We start from the raw sequence: 16,946 nt of genomic DNA, 5'->3' as shown, positions 1-16,946 counted from the left end.
CGACTCCTCGTTAGAGTTCAAATCTTAAAAATTCCCGGGCGACGCTGCCACCTCAGGATTAAGCCAGGATTGCGCTGTGCGTCAGAGCAGATGCTTCAGACTAGAAAGTTCAGACCGACGCAGAACAGCAAAGCGGCAAACAGCCTTTTCAGCAACCTCGGCGACAACCTGTGGGCCAGTCGCGCGCCCAAACGGGCGAACACCATGCTGGTCAGGGCAATGCCCAGCAGCGCCGGCAAATAAACAAAACCGAGACTATGGGCCGGAAGCAACGGATCGTGCCAGCCCAGAATCATGAAACTTAATGCACTGGCCAGGGCAATCGGCAGCCCGCAGGCCGATGAAGTGGCCACGGCTTGCTGCATCGGTACGCTGCGCCAGGTCAGGAATGGCACGGTCAACGAACCGCCGCCAATGCCGAAAATCGCCGAGGCCCAGCCAATCACGCTGCCGGCCACGGTCAGACCGAGTTTGCCCGGCACGGTTCGGCTGGCCTTGGGTTTGACCTCCAGTGCCAGTTGAGCGGCGATCACCAAGGCAAATACACCAATGAGTTTCTGCAGGTTGGGGCCGGAAATCGCTTCCGCCGTCAAGGCGCCGAACCCGGCACCGATCAGAATGCCAACGGTCATCCACATGAAGATCGGCCAACGCACGGCGCCACGGCGGTGATGCTCGCGTACCGCGTTGACCGAGGTAAAGATGATCGTCGCCAGGGACGTCCCCACCGCCAGGTGCGTAAGGATCGACGGATCGAAGCCTTGGGCTTTGAAGCTGAACACCAGCACCGGGACGATGATGATCCCGCCACCCACGCCAAACAGCCCGGCGAGCACACCTGCACAGGCGCCGAGCGCCAGATAGAGCAGAAATTCCATGGTTGTCCCGCCCGTATCCCCAAAACCGGAGCGGCATGGTAACGGATGCATGGCCTCAAGCTCCACTGTGCAAGGCGATGGATCGATGAGCGATGTCTGCGTAGAGTGAGCAAAAAACACACAAGGACAGCCTGATGTGCCTGATTGTTTTTGCCTGGCGACCGGGTCATGCCCAGCCGCTGGTCGTGGCGGCCAATCGCGATGAATTCTACGCCCGCCCCAGCCTCCCCCTGGCGCCATGGCCCGAAGCACCGCACGTGCATGCGGGGCGCGACCTCGAGGCCGGTGGCACCTGGCTCGGTGTCGGTGCCAACGGACGTTTTGCGGCGCTAACCAACATCCGCGACCCCCACCGACCGCCAGGGCGCAAGTCTCGTGGGGAGCTGGTCGCGCGCTTTCTCACCGGGGAACTGACAATTGACGACTACTTAGCCGACGTTGTCGACCGTTCGCTGGAATATGGCGGCTTTAACCTGCTGGTCGGCAATCCCCATGAGCTCTGGCACTTCAATCAACGGGAATCGGAAGCCGTCATGCTGGCCCCGGGGGTCTACGGGTTATCCAATGCCGGGCTGGATACACCCTGGCCGAAACTGCTCAAGGCCAGGGCGGCGTTGAGCGAGGTGCTGGATGATCCGCAGCCTCAGGCACTGTTGGCGTTGTTGAGCGATGCGCAGACCGCGCCGTTTGCCGAGTTGCCGGACACGGGAGTGGGGCTGGCGACCGAGACGTTGCTGTCGAGTGTGTTCATTGCCAGCCAGAGTTATGGGACGCGGGCGAGTACGGCGTTGATTGTGCAGGCGGATGGCACGCGGCATATCGTCGAACGCAGTTTCGGGCCGTATGGCGGGCATCTTGGGGAAGTGGAGATTAAAATCTGAAAGATCGCAGCCTTCGGCAGCTCCTACAGGTGTGCATCAATCCCTGTAGGAGCTGCCGCAGGCTGCGATCTTTTCAGAGCGGCGCCTTGATCGCCGCCGGATTGATCATCCGCGCCAACCCAAGGTTCTTCAGCGCCAGTTGCAGCGAGCTGTGGATAACCTGCGGGTTGTCGATGGTCATCAGCTCGGCCAGCAATTCCCTGGCCTTGCTCAGGTTGATCTGGCGCAGCATCCACTTCACCTTCGGCAAGTTGGTGGCGTTCATCGACAGGCTGTCGAAACCCATCGCCATCAACAGCACGGCCGCCGCCGGGTCACCGGCCATCTCACCGCAGATGCTCACCGGCTTGCCTTCGGCATGGGCGTCACGCACGACGTTCTGCAATGCCTGAAGCACCGCCGGGTGCAGGTAGTCGTAAAGATCGGCGACCCGCGGGTTATTGCGGTCCACGGCCAACAGGTATTGGGTCAGGTCGTTGGAACCGACCGACAGGAAATCGACTTGCCGCGCCAGTTCCTTGGTCTGGTACACCGCCGCGGGGATCTCGATCATCACGCCAATCGGCGGCATCGGCACGTCGCAGCCTTCGTCGCGCACTTCGCCCCAGGCGCGGTGGATCAGGTGCAGCGCTTCTTCCAGTTCATGAATGCCGGAGATCATCGGCAGCAGAATGCGCAGGTTGTTCAAGCCTTCGCTGGCCTTGAGCATGGCACGGGTCTGCACCAGGAAGATTTCCGGGTGGTCGAGGGTGACGCGAATGCCGCGCCAGCCGAGGAACGGGTTGTCTTCCTTGATCGGGAAGTACGACAGTGACTTGTCGCCACCGATGTCCAGGGTGCGCATGGTCACCGGTTGCGGGTGGAACGCGGCCAGTTGTTCGCGGTAGATCGCCAGTTGTTCCTTTTCGCTCGGGAAACGCTGGTTGATCATGAACGGCACTTCGGTGCGGTACAGGCCGACGCCTTCGGCACCGCGCTTTTGCGCCCGCGCCACGTCCGCCAGCAGGCCGGTGTTGACCCACAGCGGCATGCGGTGGCCGTCGACCGTGATACACGGCAGATCGCGCAGCGCATCCAGCCCGAGGGCCAGTTGCTTCTCTTCCTCGACCACTTCGGCGAACTGCTTGCGCAGCACATCACTCGGGTTGGTGTAGACCTCGCCGTGGTAGCCGTCGACGATCATCTGGATGCCGTCGACCTTGGAGTATGGCAGGTCGACCAGGCCCATCACGGTCGGGATGCCCATGGCGCGGGCGAGAATGGCGACGTGGGAGTTACCGGAACCGAGCACCGACACCAGGCCGGCCAGCTTGCCTTCCGGCACCTCGCCGAGCATCGCCGGCGTCAGTTCTTCGCTGACCAGAATGGTGTTGTCGGGGTAGACCAGGGTTTGCTGGCGCTCTTCCTGCAAATAAGCCAGCAAGCGCCGGCCGAGGTCCTTGACGTCCGAGGCGCGCTCGCGCAGGTAGGCGTCGTCCATCAATTCGAAACGGTTGACGTGATCGGTGACCACCTGGCGCAACGCGCCCTGGGCCCACTGACCGGTCTTGATCACGGTGGTGACTTCGCTGCCCAGCGCGGCATCGTCGAGCATCATCAGATAGACGTCGAACAGGGCCCGCTCTTCCGGGCGCAACTGCGTGGCAAGCTTGGCCGACAACGCGCGCATGTCGGCGCGCACGCCTTCGATGGCGGTCTTGAACAGCCCGAGTTCGGCGTCGATGTCGGTGATGGTCTTGTCCGGCACCACGTCCAGGTCGGCCGGCGGCAGCATGACCACCGCCGTGCCCACTGCCGCACCCGGCGAACCCGGCACGCCGACGAACTTGGCTTCCTGGATGCCTTTGCCCTGACGACCGAGACCACGGATCGAGCCGGTGGCTTCAGCGTGGGCGATAACGCCGGCGAGTTGCGCGCTCATGGTCACGAGGAAGGCTTCTTCACCTTCATCGAACTGGCGCCGTTCTTTTTGCTGAATGACCAACACGCCGACAACGCGGCGGTGGTGAATGATCGGTGCCCCGAGGAATGAGGCGAAGCGCTCTTCACCGGTCTCGGCGAAGTAGCGGTAGCGCGGGTGGTCCGCAGCGTTTTCGAGGTTCAGGGGTTCTTCGCGCGTACCGACCAGGCCAACCAGACCTTCGTTGGGTGCCATGCTGACTTTGCCGATCGAGCGCTTGTTCAAGCCCTCGGTGGCCATCAGCACGAAGCGGTTGGTCTCGGGGTCAAGCAGGTAGACCGAGCAGACCTGGCTGCCCATGGCCTCTTTGACGCGCAACACAATAATCCCCAACGCCGCCTTGAGATCCTTGGCGGAGTTAACTTCCTGGACGATCTTGCGCAGCGTATTGAGCATGGCTCGGGGTCGAACTCCGTCGTCAGTCGCGCGCTAAAAGGCGCGGGGCAAGCTCTTTGAGAGCGCGTCGATACACCTCGCGCTTGAATGTCACCACCTGGCCCAACGGATACCAATAGCTGACCCAGCGCCAGCCATCGAATTCCGGTTTACCGGTCAAATCCATCCGCACCCGCTGCTCGTTGGAGATCAGGCGCAGGAGAAACCACTTCTGTTTCTGGCCGATGCACAGCGGTTGGCTGTGGGTACGTACCAGACGTTGCGGCAAACGATAGCGCAACCAGCCCCGGGTGCAGGCGAGAATTTCAACATCTTCGCGCTCCAGGCCTACTTCTTCGTTCAGCTCGCGGTACAAGGCGTCTTCCGGCGTCTCTTCGGGGTTGATTCCTCCCTGTGGAAACTGCCAGGCATCTTGATTGATTCGGCGAGCCCATAGCACCTGGCCGGCGTCATTCGTCAGAATGATCCCGACATTGGGGCGAAAACCATCGGGGTCGATCACGGCAACAACCTCGCAAACGCATGTCGCCGCATTGTTCCACAAAGGTTGTTAAGGCGGCAACGAAGGTTCCTACCTTATGTGCACTCTTGTGAAAAGACCGTATTCTTGTCGCCTTTTTACTGACTTTTCAGCGGGTAACTGCAATGCGCCTGGCTTTATTCGATTTGGACAACACCCTTCTGGGCGGTGACAGCGATCACGCCTGGGGCGATTACCTGTGCGAGCGCGGCTTTCTCGACGCCGTCGCCTACAAGGCACGCAACGATGCGTTCTACCAGGATTACCTGGCCGGCAAACTGGATAACGCTGCTTACCTGAACTTCTGCCTGGAAGTCCTCGGGCGCACCGAAATGGCTACGCTGGCTCAGTGGCACAGCGACTACATGCGCGACTGCATCGAACCGATCGTGCTGCCCAAGGCCATTGAACTGCTGGCCAAGCACCGCGACGCCGGCGACAAACTGGTGATCATCACCGCCACCAACCGCTTCGTCACCGGGCCGATTGCCAAGCGCCTGGGGGTCGAAACCCTGATCGCCACCGAATGCGAAATGGTCGACGGCCGCTACACCGGACGCAGTACCGATGTGCCGTGCTTCCGCGAAGGCAAGGTGACGCGGTTGAATCGCTGGCTGGAAGAAACCGGGTTTACGCTGGAAGACAGCTACTTCTATAGCGACTCGATGAATGATTTGCCGTTGCTGGAGCAGGTGACGAATCCGGTGGCGGTTGATCCGGACCCGAATCTGCGGGCCGAGGCTGAGAAGCGTGGCTGGCCGGTGATTTCGTTGCGCGACTGAAGATCAGAAGATCGCAGCCTTCGGCAGCTCCTACAGGTTTCCCCTGTAGGAGCTGCCGAAGGCTGCGATCTTTTCGGGCTAAACCGGCTTCGCTCCCATCAACCCCGCAATGGCAACAAAACAGACAAAACTGAACAACGCCAGGGCAAAGGTGAACTTCCCCACGCCACCCGGCGCTTTACGCAGCTTGTTCAGCCGCACCAGCAGCCAGAACCACGCCAGTGCCGCCACGGTGTAGAGCACACTGGAGGCCAGCAACCAGGTCTGCCCCAGCGGCCAGCCAACCAGGTGCACCATCCACCAGCCGGTAAACGGCATGCTCAGCAGCGCCAGCCCCATCAACAGCCAGACAAATACACGCGGCCGTTGCAGGGTGCGGCTTCCCGCCGTTGCATCACCCTTGCGCCGCGCAAGCAAAACCCAGACGCCCAGACCCAGCGCACAAGCCAGCAGTACAACCGTTGCCACCATGTGCGCCGCTTTCAGGGCAGTTAACGTTTCCATTGTTCGATTTCCTTATGACCTGCCCAACAGCGTAGCCCCTCAGCCAAGAAACAGCTGATAGGCCGGGTTGTCGCTTTCGTCCCAGTATGGGTAACCGATCTCTTCCAGCGCCGCCGGCACCAGGTGGCGCTCGTCGTGCGGCACTTGCAGGCCCGCGACGACCCGGCCATCCGCCGCGCCATGGTTGCGGTAATGGAACATCGAGATGTTCCAGCGCCCGCCGAGCTTGTTGAGGAAGTTGAACAGCGCCCCCGGACGCTCCGGGAATTCGAAACGCAGGATCACTTCGTCGACCACATGCGCCGCACGCCCGCCGACCATGTGACGGATGTGCAACTTGGCCAGTTCATTGTCGGTCAGGTCCAGTACCGGGAAACCCTGCTCGCTCAGACTGGCGATCAGGGCGCTGCGCGGGTCGTTTTCCGGGTGGGTCTGCACGCCGACAAAGATGTGCGCTTCGCTGCCGGTGTTGTAGCGGTAGTTGAATTCGGTGATCTGGCGCTTGCCGATGGCTTCGCAGAACGCCTTGAAGCTGCCCGGCTTCTCGGGAATGGTCACGGCGATGATCGCTTCGCGGCCCTCGCCCAGCTCCGCACGCTCGGCGACATGGCGCAGGCGGTCGAAGTTGACGTTGGCCCCGGAGTCGATGGCCACGAAAGTCTGACCGCTGACGCCGCGCTGCTCGACATACTTCTTGATCCCGGCCACGCCCAAGGCGCCGGCAGGTTCGGTGATCGAGCGGGTATCGTCGTAGATATCCTTGATGGCAGCACAGATTTCGTCGGTGCTCACGGTGATCACTTCATCGACATGATCCTTGCAGATGTCAAAGGTGTGCTGACCGATCTGAGCCACCGCAACACCGTCGGCGAAGATGCCCACGGTCGGCAACACAACACGCTCGCCCGCCGCCATGGCGGCTTGCAGGCAATTGGAGTCATCCGGCTCGACGCCGATGATCTTGATGTCCGGACGCAGGTACTTCACGTACGCCGCAATGCCGGCGATCAGGCCGCCACCGCCCACCGGGACGAAAATCGCATCCAGTGGCTGCGGGTGCTGGCGTAGGATCTCCATCGCCACGGTGCCCTGCCCGGCAATGGTGTGGGGATCATCGTACGGGTGAATGTAGACGTAGCCTTTTTCATCGACCAGTTTCAGCGAGTAGGCCAGGGCTTCCGGGAACGAGTCGCCGTGCAGCACCACTTTACCGCCGCGCGAGCGCACGCCTTCGACCTTGATCTCCGGGGTGGTCTTGGGCATGACGATGGTCGCTTTCACACCCAGCACCTTCGCCGCCAGGGCCAGGCCTTGCGCATGGTTGCCCGCCGAAGCCGTCACTACGCCGCGGGCGCGCTCTTCTTCGCTCAGCTGGGTCAACTTGTTGTAGGCGCCGCGAATCTTGAAGGAGAACACCGGCTGCAAGTCTTCGCGCTTGAGCCAAATGCTGTTGCCCAGCCGCTCGGAAAGCTGGCGGGCAGACTGCAGCGGGGTTTCTACGGCAACGTCATAAACGCGCGAGGTGAGGATCTTTTTGACGTACTGTTCAAGCATCGGAAAGCATCACTGAGCGGGTTGGGCGGGACCAAGGAGTCTAACCCGGCTTTCGGCCGCACGACCACACTAAACCGGTGGTTTTAGGCCAGACGTTATACCTGTGGCGAGGGGGCTTGCCCCCGTTCGGCTGCGAAGCAGTCGTAAACCTGTTGATTCGGAGTGCATAAAAGAATGCAGGGGGAGCGCTTCGCACTCCGACGGGGGCAAGCCCCCTCGCCACAAAAGCATTCCGGCACCCATGCACCTGCTCTCCGCCAATCGGGCAATGACCTTCCCCGCCCCGAAGCCTATAATGCCGGCCTTTCGTCCCCTCCTCGGCACTCCGGAGCCCGCATGAACCAGGATCAACTCAAACAGGCAGTGGCCCAGGCCGCCGTCGACTTCATCCTTCCGAAACTCGACGACAAGAGCATCGTCGGGGTCGGCACCGGCTCCACCGCCAACTGCTTCATCGATGCCCTGGCCCAGCACAAGGGCGCATTCGATGGCGCCGTCGCCAGTTCCGAAGCCACCGCCGCGCGCCTCAAGGGCCACGGGATTCCGGTGTACGAGCTGAATACCGTCAGCGACCTGGAGTTCTATGTCGACGGCGCCGATGAAAGCGACGAGCACCTGAACCTGATCAAGGGTGGCGGCGCCGCCCTGACCCGCGAGAAGATCGTCGCGGCCGTGGCCAAGACGTTCATCTGTATCGCCGATGCCAGCAAACTGGTACCAGTCCTCGGTACTTTCCCGCTGCCGGTGGAAGTCATCCCGATGGCCCGCAGCCATGTGGCCCGCGAACTGGTGAAGCTCGGTGGCGACCCGGTCTACCGCGAAGGCGTGCTGACCGACAACGGCAACATCATCCTCGATGTGTTCAACATGCAGATCACCAACCCGGTGGAGCTGGAGACTCAGATCAATGCGATCGTCGGCGTGGTCACCAATGGTTTGTTCGCGGCGCGTCCGGCGGATCTGTTGCTGCTGGGTACCAGCGAAGGCGTGAAGACCCTGCGCGCCGAGTAAGCCAGGCCTTCCACATATTTGTGGACAGATGAAATACCTGTGGGAGCGGGCTTGCTCGCGAAGGGGCCGTGTCAGTCGATTGAGATGTCAACTGACACGACCCCTTCGCGAGCAAGCCCGCTCCCACATTTGTTTTGTGGTGTCGGTTAGAGTTGCGTGGGTTTCTTGAACACGTAAAACAGATTCGGCTCGCTGACGAGGTACAGCGTACCGTCGTCGTCCACGGCGATCCCCTCCGCTTGCGGCACGGTTTTTTGCAGGCCCTGGCGCCCCTTGCCCAACGACATTGTGCTCAGCGGACGCCCGCTCACATCCAGCTCCAGAATCAACCGCGACTCATCCGACAGCGCCAGCAAATGCCCGCTGCGCTCGTCGTATTGCAGGCTCGACAGATCCCGCACGAACATCCCGGCATCACGCTTGGGGTCGTTGATCACATGTATCGAGTAGGATTCTTCAGGATTGAAGCGCGGAAAACCGTGCACCTCGTAGATCAGCATCGGGTTGCGCTCTTTGGCGACGAACAGGCGCTTGCCCACAGAATCGTAAGCCAGCCCCTCGAAACCCTTGTTGCCGCCCATGTGGACGCCAATGGTCATCTGCTCGGCGTCCGCCGCATCAACGAAAGTGGTGTCCTGCTCCAGTCGAATCTTGATCAGCCGCTGCTGGCTTTCATCAGTGACCACATAGATGTCCTCACTGATGAATTCCACCGCCTCCGGATCGCCGAAACCAACCAGCGCCACTCGGCGCAAAATCCTGCCATCGAGGGACAACTCGATCAGCTCGCTGTGTTTGTTGGTGACGGTGAACAGGCTTTTGCGCACCGGGTCGTAGGTCAACGCTGAAACATTGTCCGCCAGACCATCGATCACCTGCGCTTCGGTCACGACCCGATATTGATCAAGGCCCATGGTCTGGGAACTCACCGGCTGCCACAGCGTATGCAGATTGAACCAGGCACGCTCGAACAGACGCAGGTATTGGCCGAGCGCAACCAGGGCGATCAGCGAGATCACCGACAGGATCAGAATCAGGGATTTGGGGCGGGCAAATCGACGCATTCGGCTGGGCTCAGGGTCAAAACAGGCGGATGAAATGTCACGCCCGTCTGTACTGAAGCTTAATGGCCGCGGGCCCTTTACGTATACGCAATCAACGTAGGAGCTGCCGCAGGCTGCGATCTTTAGCGATCTGGTGGACGCCAAAGTCAAAAGATCGCAGCCTGCGGCAGCTCCTACACGGAGGCATTACCTCTGTTTTTCGAAGCGATAAAACAGGTTCGGCTCACTCACCATGTACAGCGTACCCGCTTCATCCATGGTCACGCCTTCGGCGCGCGGAATGGTGTTTTTCAGGCCGTTGAAGCCGCCCAACAGGGTGATGAAACTGACCTGCTGGCCATTCTTGTCCAGCTCCAGCAACAGGTGCGAGTCGGCGGACAGCGCCAGCATATGGCCGGTCCTCGGGTCGAAGGCCAGCGCCGACAGGTTGCGCATGTCCAGTGCATGACTGGCCAGCTTCAGCTTGTCGCCGGTCAGGACCTTCCCGTCACCCTTCCAGGCAAACAATGCCGGCGGGCGCTCTTCGCCCAGCACCAGTTGCTGATTACCCGGATCCCAGGTAACAGCCTCAAAGGCTTTGTTCTGGTCTTTGGAAGGGCCGAGGTCGTATTTCGGGAAGTCGGCGATGTTCAGTTCGCGAGTCTCGGCAGCGACCTTGACGATAGAGATCAGATGCTCGCGCTCATCGACAATGGCCAGTCGGCCGTCGCCCAGCACGGTGACGCCCTCCGGGTTGCTCCAGCCGACCAATGGCATTTTGCGCAGCACATCACCCTGCAGGTTCAACTCGACCAGGAAGGGGTTCTTGCCCATGACCGAAAACAGGGTCTTGGTCTGAGGGTCATAGGCCACGTCCGATGCTTCGTCCTTCTCCATACCCGGCAACGGCTTGGCATCGATCACCGCCCGATAGTCCGGCAGCCAGATACTGGCCTGACGCTCGGCCGGGCTTTTGAATTGCTCTTTCACCCAGAGCACGCCCCGCGCATCCCAGTGCATGGCAAATGCAACGCCGTAGGCGACAACGGCCACCAACAAGAGCCAGGTGTGCCAACGCAGGGCGAAGCGTGAGCGGCGGGCAGGTTTAAGCGCGGATAGCGGAGGAGTGGCCATTGGGGAATGCGTTCCAGAAATTCAGGCTAGGGGTAATAGCACAGTTTGGGGCGGGCTCAGAGGCCGAAAGCCCTGAAATTATCCAGACAGGCTGTGAAAAAAACGGGAAATGACAGAGTGAGACATTACAGGCCACGAAGAAACCAATGTGGGAGCGAGCCTGCTCGCGATGGGGGCGTGTCATCCAACAAAGATATTGAATGACACACGGCTTTCGCGAGCAGGCTCGCTCCCACAGGGTTTGGCGGTGTCTGGACTAGCGAACGCTGCTGCTGAAACGGCTGGCGCCCGGCAGCTCCAGGACGATCTCGTCACCGACATTCAGCGGGCCGACGCCCACTGGCGTGCCGGTGAGGATCACATCCCCGGCCTGCAACGAGAAGCAGCCGGCCATGTGCTGGATCATCGGCACGATCGGGTTGAGCATTGCGCTGCTGTTACCGTCCTGGCGCACTTCGCCATTGATGGTCAGGCGGATGCCGATGTCGGTCAGGTCGGCAAAGGTGCTGCCGGACACGAACGGAGCAATCACCGCCGCACCGTCGAAGGACTTGGCGATTTCCCACGGCAGCCCCTTGGATTTCAGCTCGGCCTGCTTGTCGCGCAGGGTCAGGTCCAGGGCCGGGGCGAAACCGGAGATGGCGTCGAGCACTTCTTCACGGCTCGGCTTGGTCGACAACGGCTTGCCGATCAACACCGCGATTTCCGCCTCGTAGTGCACCGAGCCGCGCTCGGTGGGAATGCTGAAACCGCCTTCCAGCGGCACCACGCAACTGCCCGGCTTGATGAACAGCAGTGGCTCGGTCGGCACCGGGTTATCCAGTTCCTTGGCGTGTTCGGCGTAGTTGCGGCCGATGCACACCACTTTCCCCAACGGGAAATGAATACGCGTACCGTCGACATACTGGTGCTGATAGCTCATTTACCGTCTCCTGCCTTCAAGGGTGCTTAAGGTTTGCAGCTCAAACCGCGAAGATCTTGCCCGGGTTCATGATGCCGTTCGGGTCAAACACTGCCTTGACCGCTTTCATGTATTCGATCTCGACCGGCGAACGGCTGTAGGTCAGGTAATCCCGCTTGGTCATGCCCACGCCGTGCTCGGCGGAGATCGAACCGTTGTACTTCTCGACGGTTTCGAACACCCACTTGTTGACGGTGGCGCACTTGGCGAAGAACTCGTCCTTGCTCAGGTTATCCGGCTTGAGGATGTTCAAGTGCAGGTTGCCGTCGCCGATGTGGCCGAACCAGACGATTTCGAAATCCGGGTAGTGTTCGCCGACGATCGCGTCGATTTCCTTCAGGAACGCCGGGACTTTCGAAACGGTGACCGAGATGTCGTTCTTGTACGGCGTCCAGTGAGAGATGGTTTCGGAGATGTATTCGCGCAGCTTCCACAGGTTCTGCAGCTGGGTTTCACTCTGGCTCATCACGCCGTCCAGCACCCAACCCTGCTCGACGCAGTGCTCGAAGGTTTCCAGGGCGTGGTTGGCAACTTCTTCGGTGGTCGCTTCGAATTCCAGCAGTGCGTAGAACGGGCAGTCGGATTCGAACGGCGCCGGTACATCGCCACGGGCCATGACCTTGGCCAGGGCTTTGTCGGAGAAGAATTCGAAGGCGGTCAGGTCGAGCTTGCTCTGGAACGCGTGCAGCACCGGCATGATCGAGTCGAAATCGGCGGTGCCGAGGACCATCGCCGTCAGGTTTTTCGGCGCGCGATCGAGGCGCATGGTCGCTTCGACCACGAACCCGAGTGTGCCTTCAGCCCCGATGAACAGCTGGCGCATGTCGTAGCCGGTGGCGTTCTTGATCAGGTCGCGGTTCAGTTCCAGCACGTCGCCCTTGCCGGTGACGACTTTCATGCCAGCGACCCAGTTACGGGTCATGCCGTAGCGAATCACCTTGATCCCGCCGGCATTGGTGCCGATATTGCCGCCAATCTGGCTCGATCCTGCCGAAGCGAAGTCCACCGGGTAGTACAGGCCGTTTTCTTCGGCCACGTTCTGCAGGTGCTCGGTGACCACACCCGGCTGACAAACGGCGGTGCGGTCAGTGAGGTTCACGTCGAGGATCTGGTTCATGTAGTCGAACGACACGACCACTTCGCCATTGGCCGCCACGGCAGCAGCGGACAGCCCCGTACGGCCGCCGGACGGCACCAGCGCCACCTTGTGCTTGTTGGCCCACAGGACAATGGCCTGGACCTGTTCGGTTGTCTTGGGGAACACGATGGCGGTCGGGGCCGGAGCGAAATGCTTGGTCCAATCCTTACCGTAAGCATTCAGGGAGTCGGCATCGGTCAGCACCTTGCCAGGCTCAACCAGGGTCTTCAGCTCTTCAATCAAGGCAGGATTGGTCATCGACAGAACTCTCGAACAATTCATGGTCATCCTGAGAACGCTTCACGTCGCAGGAATGAGTGTTTAGCGGGGCGCATATGCTAGCATACCGACCCCGCAGCATAGTGCCCAACGGCTATTCTGCGGCACGGCTTTCTTGCCGTCCGGGTCAGCTCTGGGCTGCTCCCTTCCCTGCCAATTTTCTCCGGGATACAGGTTTACGCAGATGAGCAAGACTTCTCTCGATAAGAGCAAGATCAAGTTCCTTCTTCTCGAAGGCGTCCACCAATCGGCTGTCGACGTCCTCAAGGCGGCGGGCTACACCAGCATCGAGTACCTCACGGGTTCTCTGCCGGAAGCCCAGCTAAAGGAAAAGATCGCTGACGCTCACTTCATCGGCATTCGCTCGCGCACTCAACTGACCGAAGAGATCTTCGATCACGCGAAGAAGCTGGTTGCGGTCGGCTGTTTCTGCATCGGCACCAACCAGGTCGACCTGGACGCTGCCCGCGAACGCGGTATCGCGGTGTTCAACGCGCCCTACTCCAACACCCGTTCCGTAGCGGAGCTGGTGCTGGCCGAAGCGATCCTGCTGCTGCGCGGCATCCCTGAGAAGAACGCTTCCTGCCACCGTGGCGGCTGGATCAAGAGCGCGGCCAACTCCTTCGAGATCCGTGGCAAGAAGCTGGGCATCGTCGGTTACGGCTCGATCGGTACGCAACTGTCGGTCCTGGCGGAAGGCCTGGGCATGCAGGTGTACTTCTACGACACCATCACCAAGCTGCCATTGGGTAACGCTACTCAGGTAGGCAACCTGCACGAGCTGCTGGCGATGTCCGACATCGTTTCGCTGCACGTACCGGAAACCGCCGCCACCCAGTGGATGATGGGCGAGAAAGAAATCCGCGCCATCAAGAAAGGCGGCATCCTGATCAACGCCGCCCGCGGCACCGTGGTCGAACTGGACCACCTGGCGGCTGCCATCAAGGACAAGCACCTGATCGGCGCAGCCATCGACGTATTCCCGGTGGAGCCGCGCTCCAACGACGAAGAGTTCGAAAGCCCGCTGCGTGGCCTGGACAACGTGATCCTGACCCCGCACATCGGTGGTTCTACCGCTGAAGCCCAGGCCAACATCGGTCTGGAAGTCGCGGAAAAACTGGTCAAGTACAGCGACAACGGTACTTCGGTATCGTCCGTGAACTTCCCGGAAGTGGCCCTGCCGGCTCACCCTGGCAAGCACCGCCTGCTGCACATCCACGAAAACATTCCGGGCGTACTCAGCGAGATCAACAAAGTCTTCGCCGAAAACGGCATCAACATCTCCGGCCAGTTCCTGCAGACCAACGAGAAGGTTGGCTACGTGGTGATCGACGTCGACGCCGAGTACTCGGACCTGGCGCAAGAGAAGCTGCAACACGTCAAAGGCACCATCCGTAGCCGTGTGTTGTTCTGATCGCGATCTGAGCAAAAAAAAGGGAGCCTTCGGGCTCCCTTTTTCATTGACGCAACAACGTTACTTGACGTTGACGGTGATCTTCTCGGAAACGATCGGCGGATCGAACGGCATGTGGTTGCTATCGCCCAGTTCAAGCTGCAGGGTGTGTTTGCCCGGCGTAAGCGTGACTTCAGCCTGGGTCTGCGCGGCGCCGAAATGCTGGTGGTTGGCATCTTTGGGGATCGGCGCTCCGGCGGCCGGCAACTCATCGACATCGATCAGCAAATGGTGATGACCGGTGTTCTTGGTGGGGTCGCCCGCCGGTGCCAAGGCAATATTTTCAACAGCGAACTTGACGACCACAGTCTGTGGAACATTCGCGCCGTCCTTGGGAGACACGATGGACACTTCGGCGCCTTTCGGAGCCGGCGTTGCAGCACTGGCCAGCACCGAAACACCCATCAACAGGCCAGCCAAAGCAGCACGTGACATAAAGGTTTTCATTCTCTTCTCCAGTTTTTTCGTAAAATCCGCGTGACCATGACAACTTCATGGCCATTCGTTGTCGAAGGCACTCGACAACCATAGCAAAGCGAGCCTGAATCAGAGGGTCGCGATAATAAATTCAAAGGAGTGACCATGCGCTTTCTGCCTGGCCTGATCTGCCTGCTACCCCTTCTGAGCCCTTTGGCTCATGCCGAACTGATTGATGACGTCAACGACCGGGGCGAGTTGCGCATAGCCGTTGAAGCCAATACTCCCCCCTTCAATTACAAGGATGGCGACAAGCTCACCGGCTTCGAAGTCGAACTGGGCCAACTGCTGGCAAGTGAACTCGATGTCCGGGCCGACTTTGTCGTCACCGACGGCAGCGATCTGCTGACCGGCGTCGAAAGCGGCAAATACGACATCGCTATCAACCACATAGCAGTGACCCCGGATCTCAGTGATCGTTTCGATTTCAGCGAACCCTACGTTCAAGCCCATGCGCAATTGATCGCGCAGAAAGAAGAGCCGCGCTCCATTCTGCTGGTGCAGTCGCTGACCGAAGAGAAGCCAAAAACCAACCCGGCCGTGAGCCTGGCGATTCCTTTTCAGAAGGGAAATCCGGCGTTCCATGCCAGCCTGGAAAGCGCCTTGCAGCGAATCAAGGATGATGGACGAATGCACGCGCTGGAGCAGAAGTGGTTCGGGGCGGGGGCGGATGTGGTACCGAAGCTGCAGAACTGAAGTGAATGCAGAACCTGTGGGAGCGAGCTTGCTCGCGATGAGGCCAGTCCAGTCAACATTGATGTTGAATGTCAGGCCGCCATCGCGAGCAAGCTCGCTCCCACAGTGTCTTTTGTCGCTCGTTAATCGAGTGTTGCCAAGGCCTGCGCCACCTGCGGCAACTCCAGCTCACTGAACACCAGCACGCCATGGCGCTTGAGCAGCGCCGCCGTCACGCCCTCGCCACTGACTTTCACACCGCTGAACGTCCCGTCATAGGTCAGCAGATTGCCGCAGGACGGGCTGTTGGCCTTGAGGACGGCAATGCGGATGCCGTGTTTTTGCACCAGTTCCAGCGCCTGATACGCCCCCGACAAAAACTGCGCGCTGACATCCTCGCCCTCGGTCGTGATCACCACGGCCTGGCCATCGAGGACTTGCGCGCCCTGCCCGCCTGGAATTTCCGCGGCCGCCCGAGGCGTTGGCAAGCCACCGGCGACCTCCGGGCACAACGCCACGACCCGACCTTCGTCGAGCCATTGCTGCAGCTGATCGAACGGCCCGCTGGCCCCGCCGTCGTAACGAACGCGGTGGCCCAACAGGCAGCGGCTGACGAGAATTTTCTGCATGATCAGAACGGCTCGTTGCCGCGCCGCCGGAACCAGCCCGTCAGCGACAGGCGATCGCGGGTCGCGGGCAGGACTTCGTGGGGAACCTCTCCGGAGAGAAACACCACCAGGCAGCCGCCGGTAGGCTGCACGTCGTGGACGCGATCGTTGTCGAGGTACATGCGCAACGAGCCGCCGTGCTCGGGAAGCCAGCCGTCATTGAGGTAAACCACCGCCGAAACCATGCGCCGGTCGTCATCGCGAAAGCGATCGACATGCTTGAGGTAGAACGCCCCGGGAGGGTACATCGCAAAATGGCTTTCGAAATCCTCCAGGCCGAGAAACAGACCGCGATTGATCGCCTCGCGCAGGCTGTCCATCAAACTCAGATAGCTGTCGCAAGCCTCGGCCTGGCCGGGGTCGATCCATTGGATATGGTCGCCACGAATTCCTTCGCGGATCTCCGACGACGGCCCTCGACCCACGGCGGCCGGAGCCAGTTCACCCTCGGCAGCACGCTTGCGACACTCGGCCGCCAGCGCTCGGGTCAGGTCCTGAGGCAGGAAAATATTCTGCTGCGACCAGCCGTGCTCGGCCAGGTCGTCGACTATTCGTAACAGCAGCGGGTGATCAGAGGATATTTGCATGCCGCGCATAGTATTCCTGTGCCCGAAAATCCGACAGAGCCGTGC

At 60.6% G+C, this 16,946-nt stretch carries 17 protein-coding genes; 5 read left to right on the top strand and 12 right to left on the bottom strand.

Annotated features, from left to right (window positions below):
* Window positions 1-95 precede the first annotated feature (95 nt).
* Window positions 96-878 (bottom strand): sulfite exporter TauE/SafE family protein, encoded by a 783-nt coding sequence (locus KW846_RS01905; protein ID WP_033048041.1) that lies wholly within the window; start codon window positions 876-878, stop codon window positions 96-98.
* A gap of 134 nt (window positions 879-1,012) precedes the next feature.
* Between KW846_RS01905 and KW846_RS01900 the strand changes: the two genes are divergently transcribed.
* The gene (locus KW846_RS01900) at window positions 1,013-1,759 is read left to right on the top strand and encodes an NRDE family protein (protein ID WP_218481136.1); all 747 of its coding nucleotides are present in this window, start codon (window positions 1,013-1,015) and stop codon (window positions 1,757-1,759) included.
* Between the two features lie 73 nt (window positions 1,760-1,832).
* Here the strand turns inward: KW846_RS01900 and ptsP are convergent, their stop codons facing one another.
* Both ptsP and KW846_RS01890 read right to left on the bottom strand, forming a co-directional pair.
* A complete protein-coding gene (ptsP, locus tag KW846_RS01895) occupies window positions 1,833-4,115 on the bottom strand; it encodes a phosphoenolpyruvate--protein phosphotransferase (protein ID WP_102700002.1) in 2,283 nt (760 codons plus the stop codon).
* Window positions 4,116-4,137: 22 nt separating this feature from the next.
* Window positions 4,138-4,617: an RNA pyrophosphohydrolase gene (locus tag KW846_RS01890; protein ID WP_003229203.1), complete on the bottom strand. Its 480-nt coding sequence runs from the start codon at window positions 4,615-4,617 to the stop codon at window positions 4,138-4,140.
* 143 nt (window positions 4,618-4,760) lie between these two features.
* Here KW846_RS01890 and KW846_RS01885 point away from each other — a divergent pair, with 143 nt between their 5' ends.
* On the top strand, window positions 4,761-5,417 hold the full coding sequence (locus KW846_RS01885; RefSeq protein WP_218481135.1) for an HAD family phosphatase: 657 nt from the start codon (window positions 4,761-4,763) through the stop codon (window positions 5,415-5,417).
* Window positions 5,418-5,495: 78 nt separating this feature from the next.
* Here the strand turns inward: KW846_RS01885 and KW846_RS01880 are convergent, their stop codons facing one another.
* Window positions 5,496-5,921: a DUF2269 domain-containing protein gene (locus KW846_RS01880; protein WP_104450181.1), complete on the bottom strand. Its 426-nt coding sequence runs from the start codon at window positions 5,919-5,921 to the stop codon at window positions 5,496-5,498.
* A gap of 39 nt (window positions 5,922-5,960) precedes the next feature.
* Window positions 5,961-7,475, bottom strand: a complete 1,515-nt coding sequence (gene ilvA, locus KW846_RS01875) for a threonine ammonia-lyase, biosynthetic (protein WP_218481134.1) — start codon at window positions 7,473-7,475, stop codon at window positions 5,961-5,963.
* Between the two features lie 336 nt (window positions 7,476-7,811).
* Between ilvA and rpiA the strand changes: the two genes are divergently transcribed.
* On the top strand, window positions 7,812-8,486 hold the full coding sequence (gene rpiA / locus KW846_RS01870) for a ribose-5-phosphate isomerase RpiA (RefSeq protein WP_015097253.1): 675 nt from the start codon (window positions 7,812-7,814) through the stop codon (window positions 8,484-8,486).
* 146 nt (window positions 8,487-8,632) lie between these two features.
* Here the strand turns inward: rpiA and KW846_RS01865 are convergent, their stop codons facing one another.
* The 4 genes from KW846_RS01865 to KW846_RS01850 form a co-directional block, all read right to left on the bottom strand.
* Window positions 8,633-9,550: an SdiA-regulated domain-containing protein gene (locus tag KW846_RS01865; RefSeq protein WP_218481133.1), complete on the bottom strand. Its 918-nt coding sequence runs from the start codon at window positions 9,548-9,550 to the stop codon at window positions 8,633-8,635.
* Window positions 9,551-9,736: 186 nt separating this feature from the next.
* Entirely contained in the window at window positions 9,737-10,663 is a 927-nt protein-coding gene (locus KW846_RS01860) for an SdiA-regulated domain-containing protein (protein ID WP_218481132.1), read from the bottom strand.
* Window positions 10,664-10,919: 256 nt separating this feature from the next.
* Window positions 10,920-11,585, bottom strand: coding sequence for a fumarylacetoacetate hydrolase family protein (locus KW846_RS01855; RefSeq protein WP_102699606.1), 666 nt, complete (start codon window positions 11,583-11,585; stop codon window positions 10,920-10,922).
* 40 nt (window positions 11,586-11,625) lie between these two features.
* Entirely contained in the window at window positions 11,626-13,020 is a 1,395-nt protein-coding gene (locus tag KW846_RS01850) for an FAD-binding oxidoreductase (protein ID WP_032829505.1), read from the bottom strand.
* Window positions 13,021-13,225: 205 nt separating this feature from the next.
* On the opposite strand from KW846_RS01850, the gene serA reads away from it, so the two are divergent.
* Window positions 13,226-14,455, top strand: coding sequence for a phosphoglycerate dehydrogenase (gene serA, locus KW846_RS01845; protein ID WP_007976393.1), 1,230 nt, complete (start codon window positions 13,226-13,228; stop codon window positions 14,453-14,455).
* Between the two features lie 60 nt (window positions 14,456-14,515).
* On the opposite strand, the gene KW846_RS01840 is transcribed toward serA, so the two are convergent.
* The gene (locus KW846_RS01840) at window positions 14,516-14,941 is read right to left on the bottom strand and encodes a DUF4399 domain-containing protein (protein ID WP_007976392.1); all 426 of its coding nucleotides are present in this window, start codon (window positions 14,939-14,941) and stop codon (window positions 14,516-14,518) included.
* Window positions 14,942-15,076: 135 nt separating this feature from the next.
* Between KW846_RS01840 and KW846_RS01835 the strand changes: the two genes are divergently transcribed.
* On the top strand, window positions 15,077-15,667 hold the full coding sequence (locus KW846_RS01835) for a transporter substrate-binding domain-containing protein (RefSeq protein ID WP_218481131.1): 591 nt from the start codon (window positions 15,077-15,079) through the stop codon (window positions 15,665-15,667).
* 122 nt (window positions 15,668-15,789) lie between these two features.
* Here KW846_RS01835 and KW846_RS01830 read toward each other — a convergent pair whose 3' ends face one another.
* On the bottom strand, window positions 15,790-16,275 hold the full coding sequence (locus KW846_RS01830) for a DUF523 domain-containing protein (protein ID WP_218481130.1): 486 nt from the start codon (window positions 16,273-16,275) through the stop codon (window positions 15,790-15,792).
* 2 nt (window positions 16,276-16,277) lie between these two features.
* Window positions 16,278-16,910, bottom strand: a complete 633-nt coding sequence (locus tag KW846_RS01825; protein WP_007976386.1) for a 2OG-Fe(II) oxygenase — start codon at window positions 16,908-16,910, stop codon at window positions 16,278-16,280.
* Between the last annotated feature and the right edge of the window lie 36 nt (window positions 16,911-16,946).

Source organism: Pseudomonas sp. PDM32 (assembly GCF_019219225.1).
GTDB lineage: Bacteria > Pseudomonadota > Gammaproteobacteria > Pseudomonadales > Pseudomonadaceae > Aquipseudomonas > Aquipseudomonas laurylsulfatiphila.
This window is presented reverse-complemented; position numbering and strand designations above follow the sequence as displayed.